Here is a 26,005-nt window from a genome sequence, read left to right on the forward strand (position 1 = left end):
GTCGGGCCACCGCGCGATGGCCCGACGTGCCCGTTCCCGGGTTCCGGATGACGTCGAACGCAGGCTGGAACAGCGCCGGGCGGCAAGCGCTGCCGTGGGGAAGGAGCCGGTGTCCGGATCAGGTGTTCGTCGCCGTGGCGGAGCCGTCGCTGCGGGGGTCGGTCGCTGCATGGAAGCGACCCTCGGGGGTGCGGCGTACGAGTTGGCCGTGGCCCACCTGTTCGTCCAGGTCGCCCAGGATCTCGGTGCGACGGCCGTTGCCTCGCAGGGCTGCCACAGCGGCGTCGGGCACGGTGCTCTCCGCGGAGGCCACTCCGGCGGGCTCGTCGACTCCGAGACCACCGATCACCCAGCGGGGGCGCGCGAGCGCGGTCGCCGGGTCGTCGCCCGCGTGGAGGCGCAGGGCGAGATGGGTGTGGATCTGGGGCTGGGCCTTTCCGCCCATGGTTCCGTGGGCGCCGGTTACGGTGCCGTCCCGGCGGGTGAGAACGGGCATCAAGGTGTGTGCGGGCCTTCGGCCGCCGATCAGACGGTTGGGCGAGTGGGGGGCGAGGTCGAAGAAGGAACCCCGGTTGTGCAGGACGATGCCGCTCGCCGGGTCGAGGATGCCTGAGCCGAAGCTGTGGAACAGGCTCTGGATCAGGGACACCGCGTACCCCTCCTCGTCGGCGGCGACCACGGCGACGGTGTCGCCACTGGGTCGTGCCGCAGCGGCCCGGGGAGCCGGCCCGGGCTGTGGGCGGGGGCGCGGCCGGGCGAGGATCTCGGCGGCGAGCGCGTCCAGATGTGCTGTGCCGAGGAGTTCGCCGACCGGCACCGGTACGTGTCGGGGGTCGGCGAGGTGGGTGTCGCGGTCGTGAGTGATCGCGTCGAAGACCTGGGCCGTCAGATGGGCGTCGGCACCGAGGAGATCGGCGTCCGACGGCAGGCGCTCGATGAGCCCGAGGGCCTGGAGCAGATGCAGGCCCTGGGAGTTCGGCGGGGCCGTCAGGTACTCCTCGCCACGGAAGACAGCGGAAAGTGGCGCGGTCGTTTCGGTGGTGTGGCGGGCGAGGTCGTCCGTGGTGATCGGGGAGCCGAGTTCACGCAGCCGGGCGACCACACCGGCGCCGAGAGCCCCTTCGTAGAACGCCTTCGGACCGTCCGAGGCCAGTTGTGCCAGCGACTCGGCGAGCGCGCTCTGGCGTAGGGTCGTCCCGGCGGTGAGCGGTTTGCCACCGGGGAAGAAGACGGCACGCATACCGTCGTCACCGAGCAGTTCACCGGCTTCCTCGCGCAGCGCGGTGGCCACACCGGGTGCCGTGGGAACGCCGTTGCGGGCGTAGTCGATGGCCTGGGTGAAGAGCTGTTGCCAGGGCAGTTGGCCGGCGAGTTCGGACAGGGTGGCCCAGCCGGCCACAACGCCGGGAACGGTCACGGAGTGGGGACCGGTCACCGGCATCAGCGGACCCGGCAGGGCGTCCGGATCGGCGGCGAGCGGGGCGGCGCCGCTGCCGTTGACGGCGATCACCTGCCCGTCGGGCAAGGCGACGAGCGCGATGAGATCGCCCCCCACACCGCACTGGTGCGGATAGACGACGGTGAGGGCGATCGCCGCGGCGAGTGCCGCGTCGACGGCGTTGCCTCCTTCGCGCCGGATGGCGTCGCCCGCGCCGGTGGCCAGGGCGTGCGGAGTGGCCAGGCCGTACGAACGGGTCTGGGCGGGCAGGGGCTGGGGCATGGTGAGGGCTTTCCTGAGTACGGCGGCGGACGCCTGGTACGGCGCGGATGAACGGACGGGCGGGGCGGGTTCCCTGATCGGGGGTCAGGGATCAGGACGGCGTCGGGGGGTCGTCGAGCCCACGGCCGAGCGCACCGATGATCATGCCTTGGACCTCACTGAGGTGGTCGGCCATGGCCTGCGCGGCTGCGTCACTGTCGTGGCTGATGAGGGCTGTGAGGATACGGCGGTGTCCGCGCAGGGAAGCGGCCAGGCGTTCGGCGCTCTGGTAAGCGGGGTCGCGCGACGGTCCCACCCATTCGTTGGTGGCTTCGAGGAGCCGGGTGAGCATGGGGTTGTGCGCCGCTCGGGCGACGGCGACGTGGAACGCGCCGTCCAACTCGATCAGCCCGGCAAGGTTCTCCCGGTCGCGTTCGCGGTCGGCTCGGGAGAGCAGTTCGGCGAGCTGTTGGAGATCGCTATCGGTGGCGCGGACCGCCGCCCGCGCTGCGACGGGTGGTTCGACGGCCGAGCGGAGGTCCATGACCTCGTGCACCAGACGCGCGGCGTCGGTCATGTCACCGAGCTGACGGGGGTGCAGGTCGGGCCGGTTGACACCGGTGACGATGGTGCCCCGGCCGGGTTTGCGGTCCACGAGCCCGCGCAGTTCCAGCTCCCGCAGTGCCTCACGTACGGAGGTGCGGGAGATGCGGAGTTCCTCGGCCAGTTCGCGCTCGGCCGGGATGCGCTCGCCGGGAGCCAGTCGCCCCTCCTCGATCAGTCCTTGGAGCCGTCCGGCGAGCCGGTGGGGCCCGAGACTGGCCTCGGGAGCGATCAGGGTCCAGTCGATGGGCACCGGGTGGCCTTTCGTCGGATCGGGTTCGTTGGATCGGGTGGGTCAGGGGCCGGCGCCTCGGGGTCGCCGTGCCGGGGCAGCCCCCCTCGGCGGAATGCGGCGACCCCGGGCGCTGCGGTGTCAGTCGTCGAACTCGACGGTGAGCCAGTTCTCGAAGCAACTGCGCCGGGCCAGGCTCATCACACCGATGGTGGCGCGTCCACCGAGTCCCGCCTCCGGGCCGAAGACGTCACGGAAGAGGTCGGTGGACCCCGACGACACCTTGTGCACGTCTTCGAATTCCGGGGTGGTGACCACGAAACACAGAGAGCGTACAAGGGAAGTCACGCGGTTGAGGGAGCCGAGGGCCAGCCGTATCCCGCCCAGGCAGTTCAGTGCGGTCAGCCGAGCGGCCTCGTAGCCTTCATCGATGGTGACGTCCGCGCCCAGGCGCCCGGGGTGGCGGACGTTGCCGTCCGCGTCGTCCGCGGTGTGCCCTCCCAGGAACAGGAGGTTGCCGCTGATGTGGTGGGGCTTCATCGAGCCGTAGTCGCCGCCGTAGTAGGGCCGGGCGGAGAAGTCGGGGATGACGAGACCGAGTTCACGAACGCGGCTCTCGGGGTCTGTGTGCGCCATGTGCTGTGCCTTCGATCGAGCGGCCCTGCCGGTGGGCCAAGATAGTCAGATGGTCCGACCAAGTTGGTTTATTGTTCGTACACGTATTCCCCCCTGTCAACCCCTTTCGCCGCCCGGTCACCGTGTGCGGCGACGGCCATCGACATGAAGGGCCACCCCAACGTGCTCACTCACCCCGGCGACCTCCCGTCCGGCCCTGCCGTCCCCGGCGAAGCTGCCCAGAAGAGGCAAGCGGGAGGTCCCCCGGCGCCCGCCGCGTCCGTTCCCGCACGGTTCGCAGGCCGCGGGGACAGGCTGCTCGCCGATCTCCTCCCGCTCCTACTGACCGTTGCCGCGGGCGCCACGGACGCCCTGGCCTACCTCGGCCTCGGGGGCGTCTTCACCGCCAACATGACCGGCAACCTCGTCCTGTTCGGCATCGCCGGGGCGCACGGCATCGATCTCTCCGTCGCCCGCGCCTCGGCCGCCACACTCGCGTTCACGGCCGGACTGATCCTGACCTTCCGGCTCACCCGCGACCTGCCCACCGGCGGCCTGTGGCCGCGCCGCATCACGGGCACCCTCGCCGTCAGCCTGCTGTGCCAGGTGGCCTTCCTCGCCGGCTGGATCGCCGTCGACGCCCGCCCGGGCAAGGTGTGGGACGTGGTGCTTGTCGCGCTCTCGGCACTGGCGATGGGCATCCAGACCGCGTGCGCTCGGCGGGTTGCCGTCGCCGGGATCACCACGACGTTCGTCACCGGCACACTGACCGCGATGGCCGAATCGGCCGCGGGCGGCTCCGCCCGGCACCTCGTACGCCGCCTCTGTGTCCTGCTCGCGCTGGTCGTCGGTGCCCTCGGGGGCGCCTTCGTACTGAGCCGGCAGCCGACCGCCGCGGCGGCGATCGCCCCGGTGCTCGTCGCGATCACACTGCTGCTGGCGACTCGACTTCATCAGGTACAACGAAATCCGCAGTAGGAAGGCTGAGTCAATGATGATTTCCATTGAATCTGCAGAGAATCCACCCGAGACCGTTGACAAACAGGCTCAACGACCCTGAGCTTGGCCACACGAGGCCGCCCATGCCGGAGGGCCTCAAGGCCGACCAAGCCGCCCCGCGTCGTTCTCGTACGACGCCCCCGCCCCGCTGCCCGGCGGCCTTCCCCTGAGGACTTCCCGTGACTTCTTCACGTCCGGACGTCTCTGCTCCCGTCCCCCTCGACGTCTCCTACACCGACGACCCCCGCGTCGTGAAGGAGGCGACGAACGAGGACTACTCCACCCATATCGTTCCGCTCACCTGGCGCAGTGGCCGCCTGTCGCTGACCATGACCTGGTACGCGCTGGTCAGCGGCATGTTCTACCTGGTCACAGCCGCCACGCTGGCCGTGACGGTCGGCACCGTCAACACCCTGATCGGCATCCTGCTCGCCGTCGCCGTCTTCGGAGCGGTCAACTACTTCTTCTCCGCCTACGCGGCCCGCACCGGGCTGACCGTGGCCCTGATCTCCCAGCGGGTCTTCGGGTACGTCGGCTCCGTACTCGCCCCGCTCGTCCTGGCGGCGACGGCCATCTACTACGCCGTCTTCGAGGGCTCCGTCATCGCCCATGCCCTCCACGCCTACACCGGTGTCCTCGACATCAAGGTCTGGTACGCGATCTCGATCCTCAGCAACGTCCCCATGGCCATCGGCGGGGTACGGCGCTGGCTCGACAAGTTCAACGGAGCACTGCTCCCGCTGTACTGGACCGGCCTGATGATCGTGATCATCCTCGCCGTACGGGAGTACCCGCCCTCCGGCTGGCTGACCCACACCCCCGACATCACCCCGGACCTCGGGGCTCCGGGCTGGATGTACGCGTTCTTCGTCTACATGGGCGTGTTCGTGTTCATGATGTACACGATCGACTTCGGCCGCTTCGGCAAGCCCAAGGACAGCCGCTACCACGGCGTCGTCACCTTCGGCCCCGTCTTCTACCTCTTCTGCTACTTCATCAACGGAATGATCGGCATCTTCCTGGTCCTGGTCGCCAACAAGGCGGGCGCACCGACCGAGACGGCGATCGGCGACACCATCGTGGGCCTGATGGGCGTGTGGGGACTGGGCGTGGTCTGGCTGACCCAGTCCCGGATCAACACCGCCAACTACTACGTGGCATCGACCAACCTGGAGGCCACGGTCGCCCGGCTCTTCCACATCCGCATTCCGCGGGTCGCCGCCCTCGCGCTGGCCAGCATCGTCACCTACCTGATCATGCTCACCGATGTGCTCAGCTACGTGCTCACCGCACTCGCATGGCAGGGCGCGTTCGTCGTCGGATGGGTCGGCATCATGCTCACCCATATCGTCCTGCACCGTCAGGGCGACCGTGACGGCCTGCCCGAGTTCCGACCCGGGCGCGTCGCCACCATCGCCCCGGGAGCCGTGGTGTGGCTGGTGTCCTCGCTCACCGGCATCATGGTCCTCGAATTCACCGGCACCTTCGGCACCACCTGGTCGTCGCCGCTGACCTTCGTCCTCAGCATCGTGCTCTACCTGCTGGCGCTGCGCGTCGCCAACTCCCCCGTGCTGCGCCGGGGACACGATCCCCGGGACGAGGTCGACGACATCTGGGAGACACGGGTGCGCTGCCACCGCTGCGACCACTCCTACATCGCAGCGGAGATGGACCGCGACCCCTCCGCCGAGGGCAGCCCGGCGATCTGCGCGGACTGCGGAGGCCGCAGCCGCACCTTCCGCCGCGCGGTCCTCGCCGAAGCGAGGGCCTTCCGCAGCACGCCCACCCACGGCGGGCACACCGGGAACGGGGGCGGCACGCGCGCACCCGACGCCACCGAACCGGCCGCGGCAGGCACCTCGTAGGGCGTGGTCGGCAGGTTCATGGGGCTGTCACGGGCCGGTCGCCCAGCAGGCGCCGGCCCGGGCGGCGATGAAGTGCCACCAGGCGCGGATCCCGCACACCGGGTAGGAGCCGTCCGGCGGAAGTGCTCATGAGTGGGGCTGCGCACCACCGTCGCACCGGGTTCGCCCGTTCGCCACAGCCGGAGTCAACCCGCTTACTGGTTGGCCGGGTAGGGCAGACAACAGGCGCTCTTCGCAGCGACGGTCGATCACGCATCCGTCATCATGACCGAGAACCTGCTCGCACACGCGTCGGCGTCGGAAGGATGCGGGTGGGACGGCGAGGAAGCACCTTGCCGATGTCTCCGAGGGGAGCTGTTCATGACCACGGCGAAAGACCTGTTCATCATCACCATGCAGTCGGCGGTGAAGCAGTCCGTCGGACAGGGTGACCTGTCGCTCGCACTCGCGGGAGCCGAGCTGATCGATCTCATCGGTGCGGGGACGGTCACTCTGAACGACGACCGCATCGTGCCGGACGGGCCGCCAACACTGGACGATCGGCTTGCGGTCGAAGCTGCGGCAGGACTCGTCCTTCAGCCGCCCTATGAGCAGATCGCGGACTGGCTGTGGCGCCGGGGCCGAGATCTGTCTGCCGCGTACCAGGCCGCCCTGGAGGAGGACGGCGAGCTCACCCGCAAGCGAAGCGGCGGGTCGCCCTTCGCCCCGCGACGCGTGGAACTGGTCGACACGCCCGCGCACCGCCGTGCTGTCTCCCGTTGGGAGGAGAAGGAACCCGTCCTGTGCGCCCTCGCCTCGGTCGTGGGCATCGGGGCAGATCGATCCGACGACGAGCCCGGCCTCGCTGACGAGGCGGTGACAGCCGTGGTGGCCGCGGTCCACGACGCGGTAATGGAACTGGAGGCCGTACGCCAGAGGCGGTCCATCGAGGGCGCGGCCTTCGCCAATCTCTGGCGCGGAGTCTGAGCCGGCTACGGAGGGCTCGACCGGGCCCGACGGCGAGGCAACGCATCGTCTGCCCCACCCCCATGGACGTTGGCCGTAGTCGAGCCCGCCCTACGCCGGCTTGACGGGGCCGGCTCCCGAGCGCGCCCGGATGCGGCGGGCACGACGCATCCGCCGGCTGACAGCAGCTCCCACGGAAACGGCCGGGAAACACCTCGCTCCGTACAACAGCACCATGAATCGCAGCCGAACCACGACATCGCGGCGAATGGTCCTCCGGTCGCTGACCGCTGCCGCTCCGCTCGGTGTAGCCGCGGCAACCGGTCGGTCCTGGGCCGACGACGGCACGGGCCCGAACGAAAGGGTCCCGGCGGACCTGCGCCCCGGCGGCGCGTACGACCGGTTCGTCACGCAGCTGGCCGCGCGGGACGCCTTTTCCGGGACGGTACTGCTGAGCCACCGTGGAAGGCCCGTGTTGTCCAGGGCCTTTGGGATGGCCGACAAGGAACGATCCGTACCCAACCGGCCTGACACCGTGTTCGCACTCGCCTCCGCGTCCAAGCCGTTCACCGCACTGGCCGTCCTCCAGCTCGCGGAGCGGGGCAGGATCGACTGCTACGGAACCCTGGGAACCTACCTGCCCGGCTTCCCGGCCGGAATCGCCGACACCGTCACCGTCCATCACCTGCTCACGCACACCTCCGGGATGGGCGACCTCCTCGGCAACAGCGAGTTCCTGGAGAAGGCCGGCACCTGGACCAGCGCCGACGAGGTCACCACCGAACTCCTCAAGATCATCCAGAGGCAGCCGCTGGAGTTCACCCCCGGAACGCGCCACCGCTACAGCAACAGCGGCTACGACACACTCGGTGCAATCGTTGCCGCGGTCTCCGGACAGTCGTTCCACGCGTACGTGCGCCGACACGTCTTCGCCCCTGCCGGCATGACCCGCAGCGACTTCTACACCCGGCCCCAGTGGCTGACGGAACGGCGCATCGCACACCCTTACGCTCTCACCCCGTCCGGCCAGCGGATCGACGCTGTCCGGGCCGGAGAGGGCGCGGCACGCATGTTCATCGGCACAGGCGGCGGCAACGCCTTCTCCACCGGTCCGGACCTGGTCAGATTTGCGCAGGCACTCCAGGACGGCCGACTGCTCGGTCCCGCCCACACGGACCTCTTCATGAATGCGAAGCTCCCGCTGCGTCCACGCGGTACGACGGTTCCCGGCGTCCGGAGCTTCATGGCCTACGGCGCGACCGCACCCATCGTCAACAACCACCGGCTCCTCACCCATGGCGGCGGAGCGGCGGGCGAATCGACCAACTGGACCATCTACCGCGATCTGAACTGGTGCGGGATCATCCTCAGCAATTACGACCAGGTCGATCTCACAACGCTCATCGACAGGGAGCGAACGCCCCTCTGCGGCCCGTAGAACGGGGGCGGACCGATGGTCCGGCAGGTGTGCGCCGCTCCGGCAGGACCCGCCGAGTACATCGCCGCGCTCGGCAGCAGCGACGGCGACCTGCCCACTCGGGCCACCACTGCCCCAGGGATGCGTCCATCGGACGGCCCTGTCTCGCAGTCGATGTGACGTTGCCTCGACTCCGTCAGATGCCTTACCTACTGGAGGACTTGAACTCGTCGCACGGCCGGCACGGCGGTAGGGTGAAAAGGTGACCGCACTCCCGGAAGACCGGACGACGCTCATCGGCGAAGACGACCGTGACACGGCTGTGCAGCGCCTACAGGAGGCGTACGCCCTCGGGCACGTCTCACACGATGATCTGGACGAACGCCTCCATCGGGTGCTCACCGCCAAGACGCACGGCGAACTCGTGCCGGCTCTGGCCTCGCTCCCGGAGGAGGATGCGGGCACCACATCCACCATCGCCGTCGCCGGCGGACGCATCCAGCGGCGCGGCGCATGGCGGGTGCCTCGGATGCTCAAGGTCGAGTCCGCATTCGGGAGGGTTCATCTGAACCTGTCCCGGGCGATCATCGAGCATCCGGTCATCGACATCGAGCTGCAACTCGGCACCGGCAGAGCCAAGATCACTGTCCCTCGCGATGCGGTCGTCGACGCCGAGGGTCTACACGCAGGGTGGAAGGACTCCCGCTACAAGGCCCCGCGGCGCCCCCGAACCGGCGGCCCGAAGATCCGGATCTCCGGAACCATGGGGTTCGGGCGGTTGACCATCCGCCACGCACGGCGATGAGGTTCCAGCCGGCACCATGGATCTGCGTGATGTGAGCGGGGCGTTTCGGATTCACCGGGCAACTGCTGGCGCCACCGCCGCGGAACTGCGCTCCGGCTGTGACCGTGCGGCGAGCCATTCACATCGGATCATCGCGATGGTGGCAGATCGGTGACGGCCGTTCGCCCTCTGTCTCCGGGGCGGAGGGAAAGCACCATGGTGAGTCCTCCACCGGGGGTGTCCTCGGCGTTCAGCGTGGCTCCCATGGCTTCGGTGAAACCACGGGCGACAGCCAGCCCGAGGCCGATTCCGGCGCCGCTCGGCGCGTCTCCGTGCCGCTGGTAAGGGGCGAAGATCCGCTCCTTCGCCTCGTCCGGAACGCCGGGGCCACGGTCCATGATGCGCAGTTCGACGCGATCGGCGAGCGAACTGGCCGATATCAGCACGGGCTCGTGCTGCGGACTGTGGGTGACCGCGTTCTCGACGATGTTGGCCACGGCTCGCTCCAACAGGCCCGGGGCGACGCGCACCATGGGGAGGTTCTCCGGGATGTCGATGACCACGCGGGACTCCGGCGGACCGCCCACTGCCATGGGGACGACCTCGTCCAGGTCGATTTCGCGGATGAGGGGGTTGACCGCACCGGTCTGGAGGCGGGACATGTCGAGGAGGTTGCCCACCAGGTTGTCGAGGCGATCGGCTCCGGCTTCGATGCCGGCCAGGAGTTCGGTCCGGTCCGCGTCGGACCACTCGATGTCGTCGGAGCGCAGGGAGGTCACCGACGCCTTGATGCCTGCCAGCGGAGTACGCAGGTCGTGGCTGACGGCCGCGAGCAGGGCGGTTCGTATGCGCTTGTTCTCGTCCAGTTCGCGTGCGTGTTCCGCCTCGCCCACCAGACGTCGGCGATCGAGCACGCCCGCCGCCTGGGTGGCGAAGGCGGAGAGCACCCGGCGGTCCTCGGCCGGCAGGACCCGGTGGTCAGTCTCAGACTTCGAACCGGTATCCCACACCGGGGAAGGTGATGAAGTGCCGGGGGTGCGCGGGGTCTCCTTCGAGTTTGCGCCTCAGACAGGCCATGAGGACGCGGAGATGGTTGCCCTGCGTACCGAAGGAATCCCCCCACACCTCCTGAAGCAGTTCATCCTGGCCGACCAGTCGTCCCCGACGCCGCACCAACGCCTCCAGGAGTTGCCACTCAGTCGCGGTGAGGCGGACGTCGCTTCCCCGCTGTCTGACCCTGTTGCCCAGCAGGTCCACCGTGAAGTTCTCGGTCGCGACGAGCCGGATGTCGTCTGTTCCACGCCCTTCTGTTCCGTGCGGGCCACCACCGCGACATCACACCGGGGCCGACGGCCCGCACAGCCCCTCCGGCCGTTGGAGCTCCTCGCCCCCCACGTTCCACGCAGCGGGTTCTTGGCACTCGGTCGAACGGGGCCGGAACTCTGGTGGTGAAGAGGCAACTTGAGGAAACCTCCCGCCCCAACCCGTCCGGGCTTCCTTGACGTTGCTCATACGCATTTCGTCCCCCTCTTGACGGGTTCCCTACGCGATGGCGTTGACAGGCGCAGGAGCGAGCAGACCACAACGGCAGTTCCTGCGGCGCAGCCCGGCCGTCGGCGCCGGCCGTGGCACCGTCGTCCGGGTGGGTCCCATCAGCCCCGGGAGGGTTCGCGGCCAACCGACTCTGCTGGCTTCGGCGTGGGTTTCGGGTGTTCAGGCGATGGTGACCGCGAGGGTGGCCATGTCGTCGTCCCGGGGGCCTCCTGTCCAGAGATGGACCGAGTCGGCGAGTGAGACGAGTACGGTCGCCGGTGTGGGCGGGGCGCCGTTGGGGAGGTGGAGACCGGTGGGGTCGTAGAAGACCCCGAGGGGGTTGCGGGCCTCGGTGACACCGTCGGTGACCAGAAGCAGTGTGTCCCCGGGTTCGAGGAAGAACTCGTCGGGTGTGGTGCGGTGGGCGGCGAGACTTCCCATACCCAGTGGCAGATCGGTGGTGGCGGCGATGAGTTCGGTGACCTGACCTGCGCGAACGAGGTAGGGGTTGGGGTGGCCCCGGTTGATGAGTTTCAGTGAGTGGGATTGGTGGTCGATCTCGGCGATGAGGGCGGTGGTGAAGTCCTCGTCGTGGTCGGGGCCGGGGCTCTGGTATCGGTCGCGTTCGAGGGACTGTTCCAGTCGCACACCGAGTTCCTGGATGTCGGGCACGTGGTAGGCGGCCTCACGGAAGGTACCGATCAGAGTGGAGGTGGTGGACACCGCCCCGATCCCCTTGCCGCGGACATCACCGATCAGGATGCGCACTCCGTAGGGGGTGTCCTGGATTGCGTAGGCGTCTCCACCGATCCGTGCCTCCGCGTCCGCTGCCTCGTACCTGGCCGCCACCGTCAGTGGTCCGACGCGGGTGGGCGGTTCGGGCAGCACGGCGCGCTGTATGGCTGCTGCCACGGACCGGACCGTCGCGAGTCTCCTGGTGTAGCGGTCGAGCATGCGGTTCACATCGAGGCCGATGATCACGGAGAGCACGATGTTGAACACCTCGTCCCAGCCATCGGCCTGTCGCAGCAGGCCCAGGTGCCAGTTGACGAGCAGGGTGGTACCCAGCGCGAGGACGCCGGTCCATGCCGTGGCGCGGAAGGTGAGCGTCGCACCGGCGAGTACGCAAGCGGACGCGATGAGAGGGACCCCCGTGTAGGCGGCAGGCGTAGCCGCGTCCACGGCAGCAGTGACGACGATGATGGTCAGCGGGAGCCACCGCATATAAGGCCACTGAGCAGTCAGGCGGTCCACCTTCCCAGCCCTAACCGCATCCATCCCACCCCAAACCCGCCCCACACCCGTCGTGGCTACCCCTTGCCCCTACCTTCACCCTTGCGTCATGGCACGGCACAACGCTGAAATCAGGACGCCCCCTTCCCCGGACGAGTATTGCGTGCAGGTGGGGTAGGAGCGGGAGGTGAACGAGCGAGAGATGTTGCAGCCCAAGGCCGATGACCTGCTGGAGGGGCTGAGCGTGGACGTTCAGCGGCCGGAACAGCCGGTGCTGCTGGACTCGGGGGGCGCCCCGATACGGACCTGGCGGGAGAACTATCCGTACGACCGGAAGGTGGGGCGGAGTGAGTACGAGCAAGCCAAGCGGGTCCTACAGATCGAGCTGCTGAAGCTTCAGCGGTGGGTGAAGAGCACGGGGGCTCGGCTGGTGGTGGTCTGTGAGGGGAGAGATGCCGCCGGCAAGGGTGGCACGATCCAGCGGTTCACCGAGCGGCTCAACCCACGGGGGGCTCGGGTGGTCGCCTTGGACAAGCCGACCGATCAGGAGGCCGGCCAGTGGTACTTCCAGCGGTATGTCGCCCATCTGCCGACCGCCGGTGAGATGGTCTTCTTCGACCGTTCCTGGTACAACCGCGCAGGGGTCGAGAGGGTGATGGATTTCTGCTCCCAGGATGAGTACGAGCTGTTTCTGGAGCAGTGCCCCGCGTTCGAGCACATGCTGGTGGCCGACGGGACCTTGCTGGTGAAGTTCTGGTTCTCCGTCTCGCGCGCCGAGCAGCGCACCCGTTTCGCGATTCGGCAGGTGGACCCGGTGCGGCAGTGGAAGCTGTCGCCAACCGACCTGGCCTCGCTGGACCTGTGGGACGCGTACACGACCGCGAAGGTCGACATGTTCCGGGCGACCGACACCGTGCACGCGCCCTGGACCGTCGTCAAGAGCAACGACAAGCGACGGGCGCGACTGGAGGCGATCCGCAGCCTCTTGGCGCGCATCGACTACGACCGCAAGGACGCCTCGGCGGTGGGGCGGCCGGACCCGCTGATCGTGGGCGCCGCCGATACCCTCTTGGAAGCCGGAGAGGAGGATGTCGCCCTCTCCCCCACTCCGCTTGCCGGCCCGTCTCTCGGCCCCGGAAGTCATCCGCAGCACTCGCGCATGGGCTGACCGGCATCCGTCGCCACGACGGATCGGAGCTCCTGACCCGACAGGGCGGGCGAGCACTGCCGTGAGGTCCGCTCGCATCGGTGAGCGCGGCGCTTTGCGCCCGCCTCCGCCGGGGTTCAGCGGGGGGTCGACAGCTCCCGCTTGAGGATCTTTCCGGTCGCGGTCATCGGGAGGGTGTCACGGAACTCGATGATCCGGGGGTACTTGTACGCGGCCATGTTCTGCTTGCACCACCGGATGAGTTCGTCCTCGGTGACGGCGGCTCCCGGTGCGCGGATGACGTACGCCTTCACCTCCTCGCCATGGCTTGGATGCGGTACTCCGGCCACGGCCACCAGGCTCACTTCCGGATGGGTGAGCAGCATCTCCTCCAGTTCGCGGGGGTAGACGTTGAAGCCGCCCCGGATGATGAGGTCGGTGGTGCGGTCGATGATGAAGAGGAAGCCTTCGGGGTCGCGTCGACCGATGTCACCGGTGCGGAACCAGCCTTGCTGGTCGATTGCCTCCGCGGTCGCCTCCGGCCGGTTGAGATAGCCCTTCATCACATTGTGGCCGCGGATGCGGATCTCACCTGGCTGGCCCGGTTCGGCCTCCGTTCCGTCGTCCCGTACGATCCGCACCTCGATGCCCCAGACCGGACGGCCGATGGACCCCGGTTTGCGCGTCTGGTCCCGGCGGTTGAAGGTGGCGACCGGGCTGGTCTCGGAGAGTCCGTAGCCTTCGAGGATCGGCACACCGAAGCGTTCTTCGAACGACTTCAGCACCTCGACCGGTAGGGCAGAGCCACCGGAGACACTGATCCGCAGATTCCGGGCGATGCCGGTCGGATCGAACGGTTCGGCCGACTGGTGGGTCAGTAGCGCCCAGTACATCGTGGGGACCCCGGCGAAGAAGGTCACCTTCTCGCGTTCCATCGCGGACAGTGCGGCACCCGGCTCGAAGCGGGGCAGTAGCACGACCGTTGCGCCGCTCGCGAAGCCAGCGTTGAGCTGCACGGTCTGGCCGAAGGAGTGGAAGAGCGGAAGCGCGACCAGGTGCACATCGTCGGGAGTGGTACCGAACAGCCGATTGGAGAGCAGCGCGTTCTGCACCATGTTGCTGTGGGTCAGTTCGGCGCCCTTGGGACTGCCGGTCGTACCACTGGTGTAGAGGACGACCGCCGTGTCCGTCTCCTCGGTGGGTACGGTGTCGAACCCGGCGGGTGCCTCTGCGGTGAACTCCGCCAGTGTGGGCGCCGCTTCGCGGGCTGAAGCGTCTTCCGTGCCGGCTTCGATCACAACGAAGTGCACACAATCGGGGACCGCGTCGAAGGCTGTGCGGCCGGACTTTCCCATCGAGAGTCGGTCGGTGCCCTCGAAGCAGAAGTACGCCTTCGCTCCCGAGTCCTGGAGGTGGTAGGTGATCTCGCGATCGGTGAGCAGGACGTTCAGGGGTACCACCGTCGCCCCGGCTTTGAGGATGCCGAAGTAGACGATGGGGAAGGACGGCAGGTTGGGGCAGCTCAGGGCGACCCGGTCGCCGCGGCCGATCCCACGGGCCGCGAGCCCTGCCGCGACCCGGGCGGCGGCCTCATTGACCTCCGCATAGGTCAACCGGGTGCCGTCGAGGACGAGGGCGTCGCGATCCGGGTGCTCGCGGGCGGTGTCCTCCAGTAGTACGGCCAAGTTGAGCATGGTGTTCCTCCGGTGTCTGGCGCGGTACGGACGGGGGGTCAGCCGCGCAATGCGGAGGCGAAGATCGCGGGCAGGGCAGACCAACGGGGCGCGGCTGCGAAGTCTGCGAGCAGCCGTCCGGTTGTCGCGGCGGTCCGGTTGGTCACGAACCACGGCGGCTTCGGGGACAGCGACGGCTCACCGGTCAGCAGCGAGCGGGGCGCGGGACGGAACGGGCCGCGCACCACCGTGCGTTCCGGGCCGTCCAGGAGGACGGCGTTATGGACCACGCCGATGCCGCTCTGTACGTCGTCGATCGTGTGGCCGGGGAAGGCGCCCCAACTGGCGGTTGCGGTCAGATAGCCGACACCGGTCCAGGCGTTGACGGCGACCGTGCCGTAGCGCAGCCGGGCGATCGCGTCGTCCAGGGCGGGGCCGAGGGCGGTGATGGTACGGGGGTGGGCGATGAGGTTGACGCCCAGAGTTCCGGCGAACTTCTCGTTCGCGGTGTCGACCGCCTCGTCCAGGAATGCTCCCGGGGTGCCGGGCAGTTCGAGGACGCCCAGCACCGGAGCGAAGTACTCGGTGGTCAGGGCGGGTTCCGGTGTCCCGGCGTCGAGCCCTTCAATGAGGACGCGGTCACCGATCCGGCGTGCACCGCTGTATTCGGCGAGTGCTCCCGCCAGCCGGTCGTCACTGCCCGGGTAGTAGGCCGGCCGGTCCGGGGCCTTGGCCAGTGCCGCTCGCAGATGCACCAGGAAGCGGTCCTTCTGGGCCCATTGGGAGCTGATGACCACTACCTGGCTCGCCACGCAGTTGTAGCCCCCGTTGTGGAGCCGCTGGGTGGCCACGTGTTCGGCCTGGAAGCGGAGATCGGCGTCTGACCAGGTTCCCGGGAGCACAATGGTGGGTGAGACGCCGCCCAGTTCGCTGGTCACCGGCTTGTCGAGCAGCGGGGTCCCGGCGCGCTTGCGGTTCGTGCCTTCGGTGCCCGTGCCGAAGACGATCGCGTCGTGGGTCGCCGCGCTGCCGGTCATGTGGACGTGGCTCACGCTCGGGTGGTGGACGAGATGGGCGCCGATGTCGGGCCCACCGGTCAGTACACGGACCGCACCGATGTCGATCAGTGGGGCGAGCACCGCCCGGAACACCGGGAGCAGTCCGTCGGTGACCGGATTGAGCTTCAGGACGACGACCCGATTGTGGGCGTAGAGCTCGTAGAGCACGTCCAGGACCGGGATGGAGGTGATGTTCCCGGCGCCGAGGACCACCCCGACGCCGCCGGTCTCTTCCGGTCGGCGCAGAGCCAGGCCCGCCCGGCTCCGGATCTCCGCGGTGGTGACGCCCGGGGGCATCCACACTTCGGCGCTGAACCCGCTCAGCAGGAGCCGATCGTAGACGCTGTGCGGCAGGACCCGTACGGCGACCCGCCCGCCGGGGGCCGGGCGGGTGGTGAAGGCGTCGACGGGGCTGCCGCCCGCCTCCAGCGCCCGGATGCTCGCGGCCAGCGCCCCGGTTCCGGTCAGGACGGGGTAAGGACCGGTGATCCATTCCTCGCCGATCAGCTGGCTGCCCTCGGGGAGCCGTTTGTACGCGGCGGCGGCGCTCACCCATGCCGCCGCCTGCTCCCCGACCGCGGTGTGTACGCGTTCCAGCAGTTCCCGGCGCTGGGCGAGCCCGCGGGCGGCCCACACCGACTCGCCCCGTACGAGGTCGGCGATGGCGCGGTCGGCCGCCGCTCGCTGATCGGTTGCGGGTGACGATGTCGTCATCACACGGCTCCCTTGATGAGGTCGGCGGCCTTCTCGGCGGCCATGATGGTGGGCGCGTTGGTGTTGGCCCTCGGCACCGACGGGAACACGGACGCGTCGACGACCCGCAGCCCGTCCACGCCGTACACCCGCAGCTCCGGATCGACGACACGGCCGATGGCACAGGTTGATGTCGGGTGGTAGAGGGTCATCCCCGAACGCTGGGCCCAGGCGAGCAGGTCGGCGTCGGAGTCGGAGTCCGGGACGTCGTAGGGGCCGGTGATGACCTTGGCGGCCGGAGCCTGCGCCGCGATGTCCAGGGCGATGCGGATGCCGGCGACGATGGCGGCCCGGTCCTCGGCGGTGGTCAGGTAGTTGTGGGTGATGCGGGGTGCGGCGTCCGGACGGGCGGCGCGCAGTGTCACCCGGCCGCGGCTGGTGGGCGCGAGGACGCAGGGCCCGAAGGCGAAGCCGTGCTCGGTGATGGGACCCAACCCTTCCTGGTGGAAGAGGACGGGGGCCATGTGGAACTGCACGTCGGGGGCGGCCAGGCCGTCGCGGCTGTGGAAGAAGCCGCCCGCCTCACCGATGTTCGATGTCAACGGGCCCCGCCCTTGGCTCTGGAGGAGTTCGGCGTTGGCCGGGCTCGCCGCCGTCATCAGCGACTCTGCGTCGGTGCGGAAGTTCAGCAGGGTCATGTAGTGGTCCTGAAGCCCCTCCCCCACCGGCAGATCGGCCAGTACGCGGATGCCGAAGGCGGCGAGTGTGTCGGCTGGTCCCACGCCGGACAGCATCAGCAGCTTCGGGGACTCGTACGCACCGGCGGAGAGGATCACCTCGCGTGCCGCGGTGATCACCTCGGTGCCGCTCTCCCGGGTCACCTCCACACCGGTGGCCCGGCCGTTCTCGATCACCACGCGGTCGGTGCGGGCTCCGGACAGGACCGTGAGGTTCGGACGCCGCATGGCCGGGTGGAGAAAGGCGACGGATGTGCTGCACCGCATTCCGTCGCGCTGGGTGAGCTGGTACGGGCCGACGCCGAGTTGGCTCTCGCCGTTGAAGTCGTCGTTGCGTCGGTGCCCCGCGCTGATGGCGGCCTCCACGAAGGCCGTGGCCAGGGGATGGTTCGACCTGCTGTCGGAGACGGTCAGTGGGCCGCCCGTGCCGTGGAAGGCGTTCGCGCCGCGAAGATTGTCCTCGGAGCGCCGGAAGTAGGGCAGGACGTCGTTGTAGGACCAGCCGTCTGCACCGTCGGCAGCCCAGCCGTCGTAGTCGGCCCGGTTGCCCCTGATGTAGATCATCGCGTTGATGGAGCTGCATCCGCCGAGCACCTTGCCGCGCGGCAAGTAGGCTCGACGGCCTCCGATGCCCGGTTCGGGCTCGGAGTCGAGGTCCCAGTCGAGGTCGCTCTTGAACAGTTGACTGAAGGCGGCAGGCACATGGATCTCCTGGGCCGTGTCGGGTCCGCCCGCCTCGATCAGTGCCACCCGTGCCCCGGGGTCTTCGGACAGCCGGGCGGCGAGAACGCAACCCGCGGAGCCCGCCCCGACGACGACGTAGTCGTAGGTGTTCATCCGATCTCCTTTGACCAGCTCTGATCCGTCCCCTGATCGGGCTCCGACTGTGCGAACGCCACATCTACGGATCATGGGGAACGTCGTTGACCGGTATGTTTGCTGCGTTACCGGCACACCGCCATAGGCGGTGGGCGGGAAAAACGGGCCGCTCATTGTGCCCGTGCACAATCGACAAGGGTTTACGCTCACCCCATGACGACAGCGCTGGGTGCCGACGAGCACATCGCGGAGCTGGTCGGGAGGCTGCTCGCCTCGGTGGACCACCTCACGGACGAGCTCACCGCCGAGATCCTCAGCGGTGAGCACCAATACGTCGAGAGCACCCTGCTCAGCCATGATCAGTTGCACAACGCCGTCCACGACAATCTGCGGACGATGCTCACCGCGCTCCAAGGGCGCCCCACGCCGCTGGACGCACCCCGCGCCGCCGGTCGGTTGAAGGCAGAGAAGGGCATCCCCCTCGCTGCTCTGCTGCATGCCTTCCGGCTGGCCGGGCGTTTCATCTGGGACCGACTGCTCGCCATGGCCATGGCGGAGGACAGCGCCACCAAGCTGCTCCACATGGCGTCCGGTATCTGGGTGGTGATCGACGAGTGCTCGGGCGCCGCCGCCGAGGCGTACCGGACCACCGTGGAGGAGCAGTCACGCCGGGACGCGGCGGCCCGGAGCGTCATGCTCACCACCCTCCTCGACGGCAGCGCCGGGAACGGCGCTGGGGCGTGGGAAACCGTGCGGGTGCTGGGCCTGGACCGGCAGGGCCCGTTCCTGGTGGTGTGCGCCGAGATCAACGACGGCACCGAGCCCCTTCCCGCGGTGGACACCCGACTGCGGACCGCAGGGATCGGCTCGGAGTGGATCCAGCAGATCGGCACCCGGGTCGGGCTGCTCGCCCTTCCGAACGAGCACGCTGCGACCACGGCAGGCGAGCAGCTCGCCCGGTCGGCCATGTCCCGTGTCGGTGTCAGTCGCCCCTTCACTTCTCCGGCACAGGCGCCCAGCGCCTGGAGGGAGGCTCAGATGGCGGCCCAGTGCCTGCCGCCCGGTACCAACGGGACCCACGTCTACGGCAGTTCGCCGATCGCCTTGCTGGCAGCGGCTTCCCCTGACATCGCGGCGGAGGTGACACGTACAGTGTTCGGCCAGTTGCTCGGTCTTCCCGACACCGAGCAGACACTGCTGCTGGACACCTTGGAGACCTGGTTCACCGCCGGGGGTTCGACCACACGGGCCGCCGAGCAGCTGAACTGTCACCGCAACACTGTGCTGTACCGGCTTAATCAGATCGCTGCCCTGACCGGTCGCCGGACCACGGACGCGGACTCCTGTGCAGAGTTGTACATCGCGCTCCGGGCGGTACGGCTGGCGGGAGGCACCGGTTCCAGAGGGTAGAAGACGCCGCCCGGCGCGGAACCCCGCCCCCGCACATGTCAGCAATTCCCACTCCGGCCTCCCCGGCCGCCATGGGCGCGGCGTTCGGCGAGGCCGCTTCGTACGCAACGAGGTTCCGTGTTTCACCGGTGCCGGTGGGCAACGGGTCTGAGAGCATCGTGTCCGCGCGTGTGGTGGACTTTGGCAGGGGCGCCGGGAGTACCTTTCGTCAACCCACACGAAACAACATCAAGGAGTGCTCATCGTGATGCCCGAGACGGCCTCGACGGCTGACCCAGGCGGGTGGGATGCTGCGCTGGTCAGCGCCTTCGAGATATTGCTCGGCGGACGGCCGGCCGTTGACCCCGCTGCCAGATACGGGGTCTACCACGCCCCCTTCGAAGAGTTCCTGTTCCCCAATCGCTGGGCCACCCCTGACGCGATGATGTCTGGAGAACCGAGACAGCTGCCGAATCCGGATGGTGAGTACCCCTTCTCCCCTTGGACGTGGCGGTTCGACCTGAGCGAGTCGCTGTTCCACTTCGACGCCGAACTCGTGGCAGGGACGGGACCGTGGGGCACGGGCGGGCACAAGGGCCCCAGGCCGTTCGACGACGCCTTCGTCACCGACCTGCGGGCCGTCGCCTCGGTCGATGAAGACGGCCACGTGCTGGTGCCCGGCGCAGTGCTGGGACCGCTCCTAGGCCGCCATGGGGTCGACCTGACCAAGGAGGAGTCGAAGAAGCTGAACTGCTGGCTGGGGGTGCTGCTGCGTGTCGCCACCGATGGCACCCTCACCGATGCAATGCGGGCCGCCACGTTCACGGAGCGCGGCCCCGAACATCTCGTGTCGGTGAACGACATGAGGCACACTCCCGCCGTCGAAGAGACCTGGGAGGAAAGACTGGGCGCGGTCGGTCATGCCGCGCTCCGGGACCATCTCCGGATGCTCTGCGTCACCGAGAACGACGCGCGTTCCGAGGGCGGCTTCTATGTTGGCACCGACTACTGGCCGGGGCCCGATGTCCTGGAAACGGTGGGGTGTTCGCTCGTTGCAGGCTGGGTGTTCGGCGAGTCCGAAACCAGTGCCGCCGTCGTGCGATTGCCGGACGAGCCCGGAGCGCGCTGATCACACCGCTTCATAGCTCTCGTTGAGAACGGCTCACCGGGGCCCCCTTCAGGCCGAACTCCTCGGCCAGCCCGGGCGGGCATCAGCGAAGCTAGGCCATCTTGAAGTGGCTGGTCGGTGGGGTGGTGTGACCTTGTTTTCGGGGTGCTCGTGCCGATCGTGTGCGGCTGTCCGTGTTGGGATCGCCCGGCCCGGGTGGATCCACCGATGAGTTTATGGTCCTGGAACGGTCTACCCAGCGACTCGACCGTTCTCGACAGGAGTGCCATGTCCACCATCCAGCCAGTGATCATTACCGCCGAACAGGACGTTCTGATCGCGTTCTACACCAAACTGTTCGGCGCTGAGGAGATCTCCCGGGTGCCGGCGGAAGGTCCGGTCTTCTACGTCGGCTTGCGCATCGGAGACACCGACCTGGGGCTGGTCACCAGGACGGACGCGGGGACCGAGGCTGGGTCGCGGATCCTGCTCAGCATCGGCGTCGACGACGTCGACGGGACGCTCGGCCGGGTGGAGGCACTCGGCGGCTCGGTCCGCGGCGGTCCCAACGATATGCCGTGGGGACAGCGCGTCGCCCACATCCAGGACCCGGACGGCAACCCGGTGAACCTCACTCAGCCGATCCCGTCCCCGTGACGCTGTTCCGGGGACATGCGCTGTTCATGGACCCCGACCGTAGAGGTCAGTGGGCGCTACCGGCCTCCGGGTTCGTCAGGACCGGGGAAGACCGGGCAAGCCACAGCAGCCACTCATGGGGCACACCACGTGCGCGGAGGATGTCTCTGTGCCTCGGTGGAGATCGATGCGATGTGGCGCCATCGGCCTTAAATGCCAGTGCACTTGGGACAAGCGTTGTGGTCAGATACTGGAAATCAACCAGATGTTGGGGGATCGATGATGGCTTCTCCATACGGCCGCGTGGCGCGGGTGGCGGTCGCGGGCATGGTTCTGACGGTGCTGCCGGTCACCGCTGCATCCGCCTCCGCCAGGCCGGGGCCAGTGCAGTCCGCGGTCCTGACCCCGGCCGATGTCACGGCCCCGCCCGCCCCCACAGGGGTGCAAACAGCGGTCGACCGGCGTCAGGTAAAGATCCTCTGGAATGCCGTCGCCGCTCCGGATCTGGCCGGCTATCGCTTGTATCGGGCCGCGACCACACCGGTGCCGCGTGATCCCGCCCACCGAATCGGTGGTTTGAACCCGATCGCCCCGACCTTTCGCAATGACATGCCCAAAGCCACCGGCTCGACCTACTACTACGTGGTCACTGCGGTGGACAGGGCCGGTAACGAGTCAGCGGCCTCGACTCCGGCCGCCGCCGTCTCCAATGACCTCAACCCACCGCCGGCCCCCACCGGTGTCACCGCAACTCGGAACGCGGCCGGGGTAGTCACCCTCAACTGGGACGCCAAGCAGCCGGGCGACACTGAAACCGTCGGCTACCGGATCGCCATGTGCGGATCCGAGCCCACTGCCCCTTGCTTCGTAGAACTCATGGGGCCCCCACTGACGGTGAACACCTGGACGAGTCTCCAGCCGGTTCAAGTCGGAACACGCTTTGCCGTCGTCGCGGTGGACGCCCGAAACAACATGAGCTCGTCCCCACGAGTGACCCCCGACAACTGAAGGCACCGGGCCGGCCGAAGACACGTCCACCCGGCCCGCCCAGATGAGCATGATCAGCGCTTTGGTTCGCTCAAGGCACCGAGCCATACGGCCCCTCGACATTGGTCCGAGCTCACTACAGAACTCGGACCAATGTCGAGACCGGCCTTCGCAGAGCCTGCCCCGCCCAAGAGTTCAGCCGCATCCAGCGTCAGATGGCCGGACGTGTGCGAGCTGACTGTGTGGCCAACTCCACGGGTACCGAGAGAGGCTCAACGGTTCCCGTAGTGATCACATCGTCTTCTTCTTCGTGTTTCGTTGGGTGTCGGACACCGAACGTATGAAGGTGATCGTGCGGGAACGCATGCCCACACGGCGGGTCTCGATGATTTCATCGACTGGGGGATCGAAGGGCTGACGGATTGGCTTGCTGTGCAGCTTCACCGCACAGTCGAGATCGGTGCACAGCAGAAGGCCAACCGTGTTCAGCCGTTCGCGTTTGTCGCGGGACGGGCGTCGAGCAGTGAACAGGGAAACCTCGTTGAACCGGCGGGCGGACCGGCACAGGTCGCACATCGTCGCGCGCGATTGGTGTGCCGCGTGGTTCGGAGCCTGCCTCAGCAGAACTCCCAGCGCCTGGCCGTCGGCCTCGGTGACGAGGTAGGCACGTTGCGGGGAACGCAAATCTCGCCACCCGAGGTAGTCGATTCGGGCCCATCGGACGTCGTCGAACCAGGTCGGCAGGCGAACCTTGTGCTCGGTCGGATCCAGGTTCACCATCGCGCCGCGCACCTCTTCCCGAGTCATCGGGCGCATGGCTTCTCCCTGCGATTCGCGTCCGTTTCCACTGCACACCGTGCTGAGGTTGACGTACGTTCACACGTCCCGGTGATGTGGCGCGGGCTTGCCGCGCATCGTCGGTGTGAACAAGGCCGAGAGGACCGTGTGAACGGAGCACTTCCAGCGTCGACTCGTTGTGACACGGCGCTGCGAGGCGGGGCCTCGGTCACGGCGTGAGCAACATACGAGAAACGAGACTGGCGTGCCTCAGCGGTTTGACCTTGAGGCGTATGAGAGTCGGCGCGTAGCCGCCACCAGATGCCGTTGACTGTGGATTCGGTCCGGACGTTCCACTGGCAGGTGAACGTGGTCGTCAAGACTGCGTGTTGGGTGGTTGGGAGAGTCCTTCTGTTGCTGGACACTCGGGGCTCCTTGCTGAGAAGTCGATATGACAGCAAGAGCAGGCCGAGCGGCTCGACGAAGGCACCCGCCCGTACGTCGCGATGGTCATGCGAACTCAGGAGGCGGGGGCTGGTTCAGAGCACCGGAAAATCACGTCCGGTCCACCGTCGGGGAAGGACGACGTCAAAGGGACGGACGGCTATGCGGTGCAGCGAGGCGCGCTCGGCGCGGGCCGAAACATAAAGATCTTTCTCCAGGGCACAGCGGGAGCCAGAAAGCACTATCGAAGGTACTCGGCGAGAGTATCAATGGCCGCCAGACAGGCGCCAACGAGTTATCGAACACGATCTCATGGACGAGTGGGCCTACCAGCGGCCCGACATGAGAAGTGTCCCTCTAGGGTCCTTCTTTTGGATCAGGCTGGATCAGGGAGCGGGGTCTGGTGCCGTGGATCGCAAGGCGGAGGAATGAATCACTGCGGAGCATTGGTGATTGACGACAACGCGGCGAGGCGCGGTGCCAGGGCACGCGAGCCCAGCAAGATCCGAAAGAAGGGCCTAGTGCAGGCGGTGGATGTCGGCCGTGACGAGTGCCCGGCACGCGAGGCCCCCGCCCAGGCAGACAGGGGCTCGCGTCCACTAGGCGAAGCGCATGTTCAGCGGCCGGATGCCTCCGCGCATCGCTCGCCCCGGGCCGCCCGGTGACAGTATGTCAAGGGCTCTCCGTGAAACGAACGGACCAGGCGTAGCCGCTCAAGCTGTCCTGTGTGACCCGCCGGACCTCCTTGACCTGGCAACCGTCGTGGGCGTACTTGCGAGCGAACCGATCGAGGCGCTCTGCATCGGTGAGATCTTCCATGGACAGGGGTGCTCCGACGACCAGGTCCTCATGAACGACTGTCTCCGTCGCAGCACCGTCCGAGCAGGCTGAGCAATGATGCGTTTTGGGTAGGGTCATACGTGCAGTGTCCTCCTCTCCTTGGATGCTCTGAAGAGCACCCGTTGTTTGGGAGCCGTGGGCGGGTGCCTGTCGGGGCGAAATCGCAAGCCGAGCGGTGGAGTGGCCCGACCTCGGTGGTTCAAGGACTCGTGGTCCCAAACGGACGGTGGACGTCACGCCGGTACCCGGGGAGGAGTGATCCCCCAGCCGTCCAGCGTGCTCCGCAGCCCGTAGGCCGGGCCGGTTGGATCGTGCACACAAGACGACGTTCATATTGCCGCGTGTAAAGCCGAGTTGACGGGCGAGTGGCATCGTGTCGTGCTCATGGCAACCTCCCGTTCGTGCTTGCCCTGCCCGAGAGCGCCGCGCCATCGTCAATCGCGGCGTACAAACCCAGTACGCCGCACCCAGCGGGCGCGTGTACTCCTGGCGCGCCACCGTTCGAGGAGGACCACTCGATGGCAGCAGTGCGCAACACCAAGCGGCGGATCGTCGCAGCGGTAGCCACCGTGGCGACTGTGGCGTTGGCAGCCGGAGCGGGCGCGATCTTACCCGCCCAGGCGGCCCAGCCCGAGGGCAGAATCCTGCAGGCCGGAGCCACTGGCGCGGTGCCGGGGAGCTACATCGTCACACTGAAGGAGACCGCTGGTTTCACGGCGTCCACCGCCCGCGGCAAGCAACTGATAGCCAGCTATGGCGGCCAGATCAAGCGCACCTACACCTCGGCGTTGAACGGCTATGCCGCCGCCCTCAGCAGCACCGAGGCCAGGCGGCTCGCCGCCGACCCGGCGGTCGCCTCGGTCGAGCAGGACCAGAAGGTCCACTCGACCGCAACCCAGTACAACGCACCCTGGGGCCTTGACCGGATCGACCAGGCGAACCTCCCGCTGAACGGTACGTACACCTACCCGGACTCGGCGGGCATCAACACGACCATCTACGTCCTGGACACCGGGGTCCGCATCTCCCACCAGGACATCGCCGGTCGTGCCTTCAACGGCTACGACTTCATCGACAACGACCCCATCGCCCAGGACGGTTACGGGCACGGCACCCATGTCGCGACCACCGCCGCCGGGACCACCTGGGGAGTGGCGAAGAAGGCCAAGATCGTCGCGGTGCGGGTCCTGGGCAACACCGGTTCCGGTACCACTGCCGGCGTCATCGCCGGCGTCGACTGGATCACCGCCAACCACGTGGCCTCCTCCGTCGCGAACGTATCGCTCGGCGGAGGGCCCAGCCCCACACTGGACAATGCGGTCCGACGGTCGATCGCCTCCGGCGTCACCTACTCCATCGCCGCCGGCAACTCGGGTGCACCCGCATCCAATTACTCCCCCGCCCGGGTGACCACCGCGATCACCGTGGGTGCCACGACCAGGACCGATGCCAAGGCCACCTACTCCAACCACGGTCCCATCGTGGACATCTTCGCGCCGGGCTCCGACATCACGGCCGGCTGGAACAACTCTGACACCGCCACCTACACGGGCAACGGCACCTCCTTCGCCGCGCCCCATGTTTCCGGCGCCGCCGCGATCTATCTGACCAACCACCCCGGCGCCTCCCCGGCGGCCGTGGCAACGGCACTCGTGAACGGTGCAACGCCCAACGTTCTCACCGCCATCGGAGCGGGCTCACCGAACAAGCTGCTGAGGCTCGTACCGTAACGAGACCACGACCGGGCCCGTACGGAATCACTTCCGTACGGG

At 68.1% G+C, this 26,005-nt stretch carries 19 protein-coding genes and 2 pseudogenes; 11 read left to right on the forward strand and 10 right to left on the reverse strand.

Going from position 1 to position 26,005, the window contains the following annotated elements; translation table 11 throughout:
- Positions 1-118 precede the first annotated feature (118 nt).
- The 3 genes from ABZ348_RS02385 to ABZ348_RS02395 all read right to left on the reverse strand — a co-directional run bounded on the left by ABZ348_RS02385 (position 119) and on the right by ABZ348_RS02395 (position 3,170).
- Positions 119-1,720, reverse strand: coding sequence for a gamma-glutamyltransferase (locus ABZ348_RS02385; RefSeq protein WP_358928468.1), 1,602 nt, complete (start codon positions 1,718-1,720; stop codon positions 119-121).
- 91 nt (positions 1,721-1,811) lie between these two features.
- Positions 1,812-2,555 carry a FadR/GntR family transcriptional regulator gene (locus ABZ348_RS02390; RefSeq protein ID WP_358928470.1) on the reverse strand — a complete coding sequence of 248 codons (744 nt, stop codon included), beginning with the start codon at positions 2,553-2,555 and terminating at the stop codon, positions 1,812-1,814.
- Between the two features lie 120 nt (positions 2,556-2,675).
- Positions 2,676-3,170: a RidA family protein gene (locus tag ABZ348_RS02395; protein WP_358928472.1), complete on the reverse strand. Its 495-nt coding sequence runs from the start codon at positions 3,168-3,170 to the stop codon at positions 2,676-2,678.
- A gap of 162 nt (positions 3,171-3,332) precedes the next feature.
- Between ABZ348_RS02395 and ABZ348_RS02400 the strand changes: the two genes are divergently transcribed.
- The 5 genes from ABZ348_RS02400 (at position 3,333) to ABZ348_RS02420 (ending at position 9,180) form a co-directional block, all read left to right on the forward strand.
- Positions 3,333-4,127, forward strand: coding sequence for a YoaK family protein (locus tag ABZ348_RS02400; RefSeq protein WP_358928474.1), 795 nt, complete (start codon positions 3,333-3,335; stop codon positions 4,125-4,127).
- A 200-nt stretch (positions 4,128-4,327) separates the two neighbouring features.
- The gene (locus tag ABZ348_RS02405; protein ID WP_358928476.1) at positions 4,328-6,013 is read left to right on the forward strand and encodes a hypothetical protein; all 1,686 of its coding nucleotides are present in this window, start codon (positions 4,328-4,330) and stop codon (positions 6,011-6,013) included.
- 360 nt (positions 6,014-6,373) lie between these two features.
- Positions 6,374-6,979 (forward strand): GPP34 family phosphoprotein, encoded by a 606-nt coding sequence (locus ABZ348_RS02410; protein WP_358928478.1) that lies wholly within the window; start codon positions 6,374-6,376, stop codon positions 6,977-6,979.
- A gap of 214 nt (positions 6,980-7,193) precedes the next feature.
- Positions 7,194-8,396: a serine hydrolase domain-containing protein gene (locus ABZ348_RS02415; protein ID WP_358928480.1), complete on the forward strand. Its 1,203-nt coding sequence runs from the start codon at positions 7,194-7,196 to the stop codon at positions 8,394-8,396.
- Between the two features lie 241 nt (positions 8,397-8,637).
- Positions 8,638-9,180, forward strand: coding sequence for a DUF1707 domain-containing protein (locus tag ABZ348_RS02420; protein WP_358928482.1), 543 nt, complete (start codon positions 8,638-8,640; stop codon positions 9,178-9,180).
- 128 nt (positions 9,181-9,308) lie between these two features.
- On the opposite strand, the pseudogene ABZ348_RS02425 reads toward ABZ348_RS02420, so the two are convergent.
- From ABZ348_RS02425 to ABZ348_RS02435, 3 genes and pseudogenes are all read right to left on the reverse strand, one after another.
- Positions 9,309-10,133: pseudogene (locus ABZ348_RS02425) on the reverse strand (ATP-binding protein); the annotation flags it as partial.
- 10 nt (positions 10,134-10,143) lie between these two features.
- Positions 10,144-10,464 (reverse strand): annotated as a pseudogene (locus ABZ348_RS02430) (winged helix-turn-helix domain-containing protein); the annotation flags it as partial.
- A gap of 408 nt (positions 10,465-10,872) precedes the next feature.
- Complete coding sequence (locus ABZ348_RS02435; RefSeq protein ID WP_358928484.1) at positions 10,873-11,946, reverse strand: PP2C family protein-serine/threonine phosphatase; 1,074 nt, start codon at positions 11,944-11,946, stop codon at positions 10,873-10,875.
- Between the two features lie 181 nt (positions 11,947-12,127).
- On the opposite strand from ABZ348_RS02435, the gene ppk2 reads away from it, so the two are divergent.
- Positions 12,128-13,093 carry a polyphosphate kinase 2 gene (gene ppk2 / locus ABZ348_RS02440; protein WP_358928795.1) on the forward strand — a complete coding sequence of 322 codons (966 nt, stop codon included), beginning with the start codon at positions 12,128-12,130 and terminating at the stop codon, positions 13,091-13,093.
- 116 nt (positions 13,094-13,209) lie between these two features.
- On the opposite strand, the gene ABZ348_RS02445 is transcribed toward ppk2, so the two are convergent.
- The 3 genes from ABZ348_RS02445 to ABZ348_RS02455 are packed head-to-tail and all read right to left on the reverse strand — an operon-like array spanning position 13,210 to position 18,070.
- Entirely contained in the window at positions 13,210-14,766 is a 1,557-nt protein-coding gene (locus ABZ348_RS02445) for a long-chain fatty acid--CoA ligase (protein ID WP_358928486.1), read from the reverse strand.
- 38 nt (positions 14,767-14,804) lie between these two features.
- Positions 14,805-16,517 (reverse strand): aldehyde dehydrogenase family protein, encoded by a 1,713-nt coding sequence (locus ABZ348_RS02450; protein ID WP_358928488.1) that lies wholly within the window; start codon positions 16,515-16,517, stop codon positions 14,805-14,807.
- The gene (locus ABZ348_RS02455) at positions 16,517-18,070 is read right to left on the reverse strand and encodes a GMC family oxidoreductase N-terminal domain-containing protein (protein ID WP_358928490.1); all 1,554 of its coding nucleotides are present in this window, start codon (positions 18,068-18,070) and stop codon (positions 16,517-16,519) included. Before ABZ348_RS02455 ends, ABZ348_RS02450 begins: the two co-directional genes overlap by 1 nt.
- Positions 18,071-18,265: 195 nt before the next feature.
- On the opposite strand from ABZ348_RS02455, the gene ABZ348_RS02460 reads away from it, so the two are divergent.
- The 4 genes from ABZ348_RS02460 (at position 18,266) to ABZ348_RS02475 (ending at position 22,193) form a co-directional block, all read left to right on the forward strand.
- A complete protein-coding gene (locus tag ABZ348_RS02460; RefSeq protein WP_358928492.1) occupies positions 18,266-19,462 on the forward strand; it encodes a helix-turn-helix domain-containing protein in 1,197 nt (398 codons plus the stop codon).
- A 247-nt stretch (positions 19,463-19,709) separates the two neighbouring features.
- Positions 19,710-20,570: a hypothetical protein gene (locus ABZ348_RS02465; protein ID WP_358928493.1), complete on the forward strand. Its 861-nt coding sequence runs from the start codon at positions 19,710-19,712 to the stop codon at positions 20,568-20,570.
- 267 nt (positions 20,571-20,837) lie between these two features.
- Positions 20,838-21,206: a VOC family protein gene (locus ABZ348_RS02470; protein ID WP_358928495.1), complete on the forward strand. Its 369-nt coding sequence runs from the start codon at positions 20,838-20,840 to the stop codon at positions 21,204-21,206.
- 291 nt (positions 21,207-21,497) lie between these two features.
- Positions 21,498-22,193: a hypothetical protein gene (locus tag ABZ348_RS02475; RefSeq protein ID WP_358928497.1), complete on the forward strand. Its 696-nt coding sequence runs from the start codon at positions 21,498-21,500 to the stop codon at positions 22,191-22,193.
- 270 nt (positions 22,194-22,463) lie between these two features.
- On the opposite strand, the gene ABZ348_RS02480 is transcribed toward ABZ348_RS02475, so the two are convergent.
- Entirely contained in the window at positions 22,464-22,988 is a 525-nt protein-coding gene (locus ABZ348_RS02480) for an FBP domain-containing protein (protein WP_358928499.1), read from the reverse strand.
- A 1,763-nt stretch (positions 22,989-24,751) separates the two neighbouring features.
- Between ABZ348_RS02480 and ABZ348_RS02485 the strand changes: the two genes are divergently transcribed.
- Positions 24,752-25,963, forward strand: a complete 1,212-nt coding sequence (locus tag ABZ348_RS02485) for a S8 family peptidase (RefSeq protein ID WP_358928501.1) — start codon at positions 24,752-24,754, stop codon at positions 25,961-25,963.
- The last annotated feature ends 42 nt before the right edge of the window (positions 25,964-26,005 follow it).

The organism is Streptomyces sp. NPDC005963 (assembly GCF_040638655.1).
In the GTDB taxonomy this organism is placed as follows: domain Bacteria; phylum Actinomycetota; class Actinomycetes; order Streptomycetales; family Streptomycetaceae; genus Streptomyces.

Bases quoted from the DNA above. Each gene is read 5' to 3' on its own strand.
- ABZ348_RS02385 (WP_358928468.1), bottom strand. From the start codon at position 1,720: ATGCCCCAGCCCCTGCCCGCCCAGACCCGTTCGTACGGCCTGGCCACT.
- ABZ348_RS02395 (WP_358928472.1), bottom strand. From the start codon at position 3,170: ATGGCGCACACAGACCCCGAGAGCCGCGTTCGTGAACTCGGTCTCGTC.
- ABZ348_RS02410 (WP_358928478.1), top strand. From the start codon at position 6,374: ATGACCACGGCGAAAGACCTGTTCATCATCACCATGCAGTCGGCGGTG.
- ABZ348_RS02415 (WP_358928480.1), top strand. From the start codon at position 7,194: ATGAATCGCAGCCGAACCACGACATCGCGGCGAATGGTCCTCCGGTCG.
- ppk2 (WP_358928795.1), top strand. From the start codon at position 12,128: ATGTTGCAGCCCAAGGCCGATGACCTGCTGGAGGGGCTGAGCGTGGAC.
- ABZ348_RS02445 (WP_358928486.1), bottom strand. From the start codon at position 14,766: ATGCTCAACTTGGCCGTACTACTGGAGGACACCGCCCGCGAGCACCCG.
- ABZ348_RS02450 (WP_358928488.1), bottom strand. From the start codon at position 16,517: ATGACGACATCGTCACCCGCAACCGATCAGCGAGCGGCGGCCGACCGC.
- ABZ348_RS02455 (WP_358928490.1), bottom strand. From the start codon at position 18,070: ATGAACACCTACGACTACGTCGTCGTCGGGGCGGGCTCCGCGGGTTGC.
- ABZ348_RS02460 (WP_358928492.1), top strand. From the start codon at position 18,266: ATGACGACAGCGCTGGGTGCCGACGAGCACATCGCGGAGCTGGTCGGG.
- ABZ348_RS02465 (WP_358928493.1), top strand. From the start codon at position 19,710: ATGCCCGAGACGGCCTCGACGGCTGACCCAGGCGGGTGGGATGCTGCG.
- ABZ348_RS02470 (WP_358928495.1), top strand. From the start codon at position 20,838: ATGTCCACCATCCAGCCAGTGATCATTACCGCCGAACAGGACGTTCTG.
- ABZ348_RS02480 (WP_358928499.1), bottom strand. From the start codon at position 22,988: ATGCGCCCGATGACTCGGGAAGAGGTGCGCGGCGCGATGGTGAACCTG.
- ABZ348_RS02485 (WP_358928501.1), top strand. From the start codon at position 24,752: ATGGCAGCAGTGCGCAACACCAAGCGGCGGATCGTCGCAGCGGTAGCC.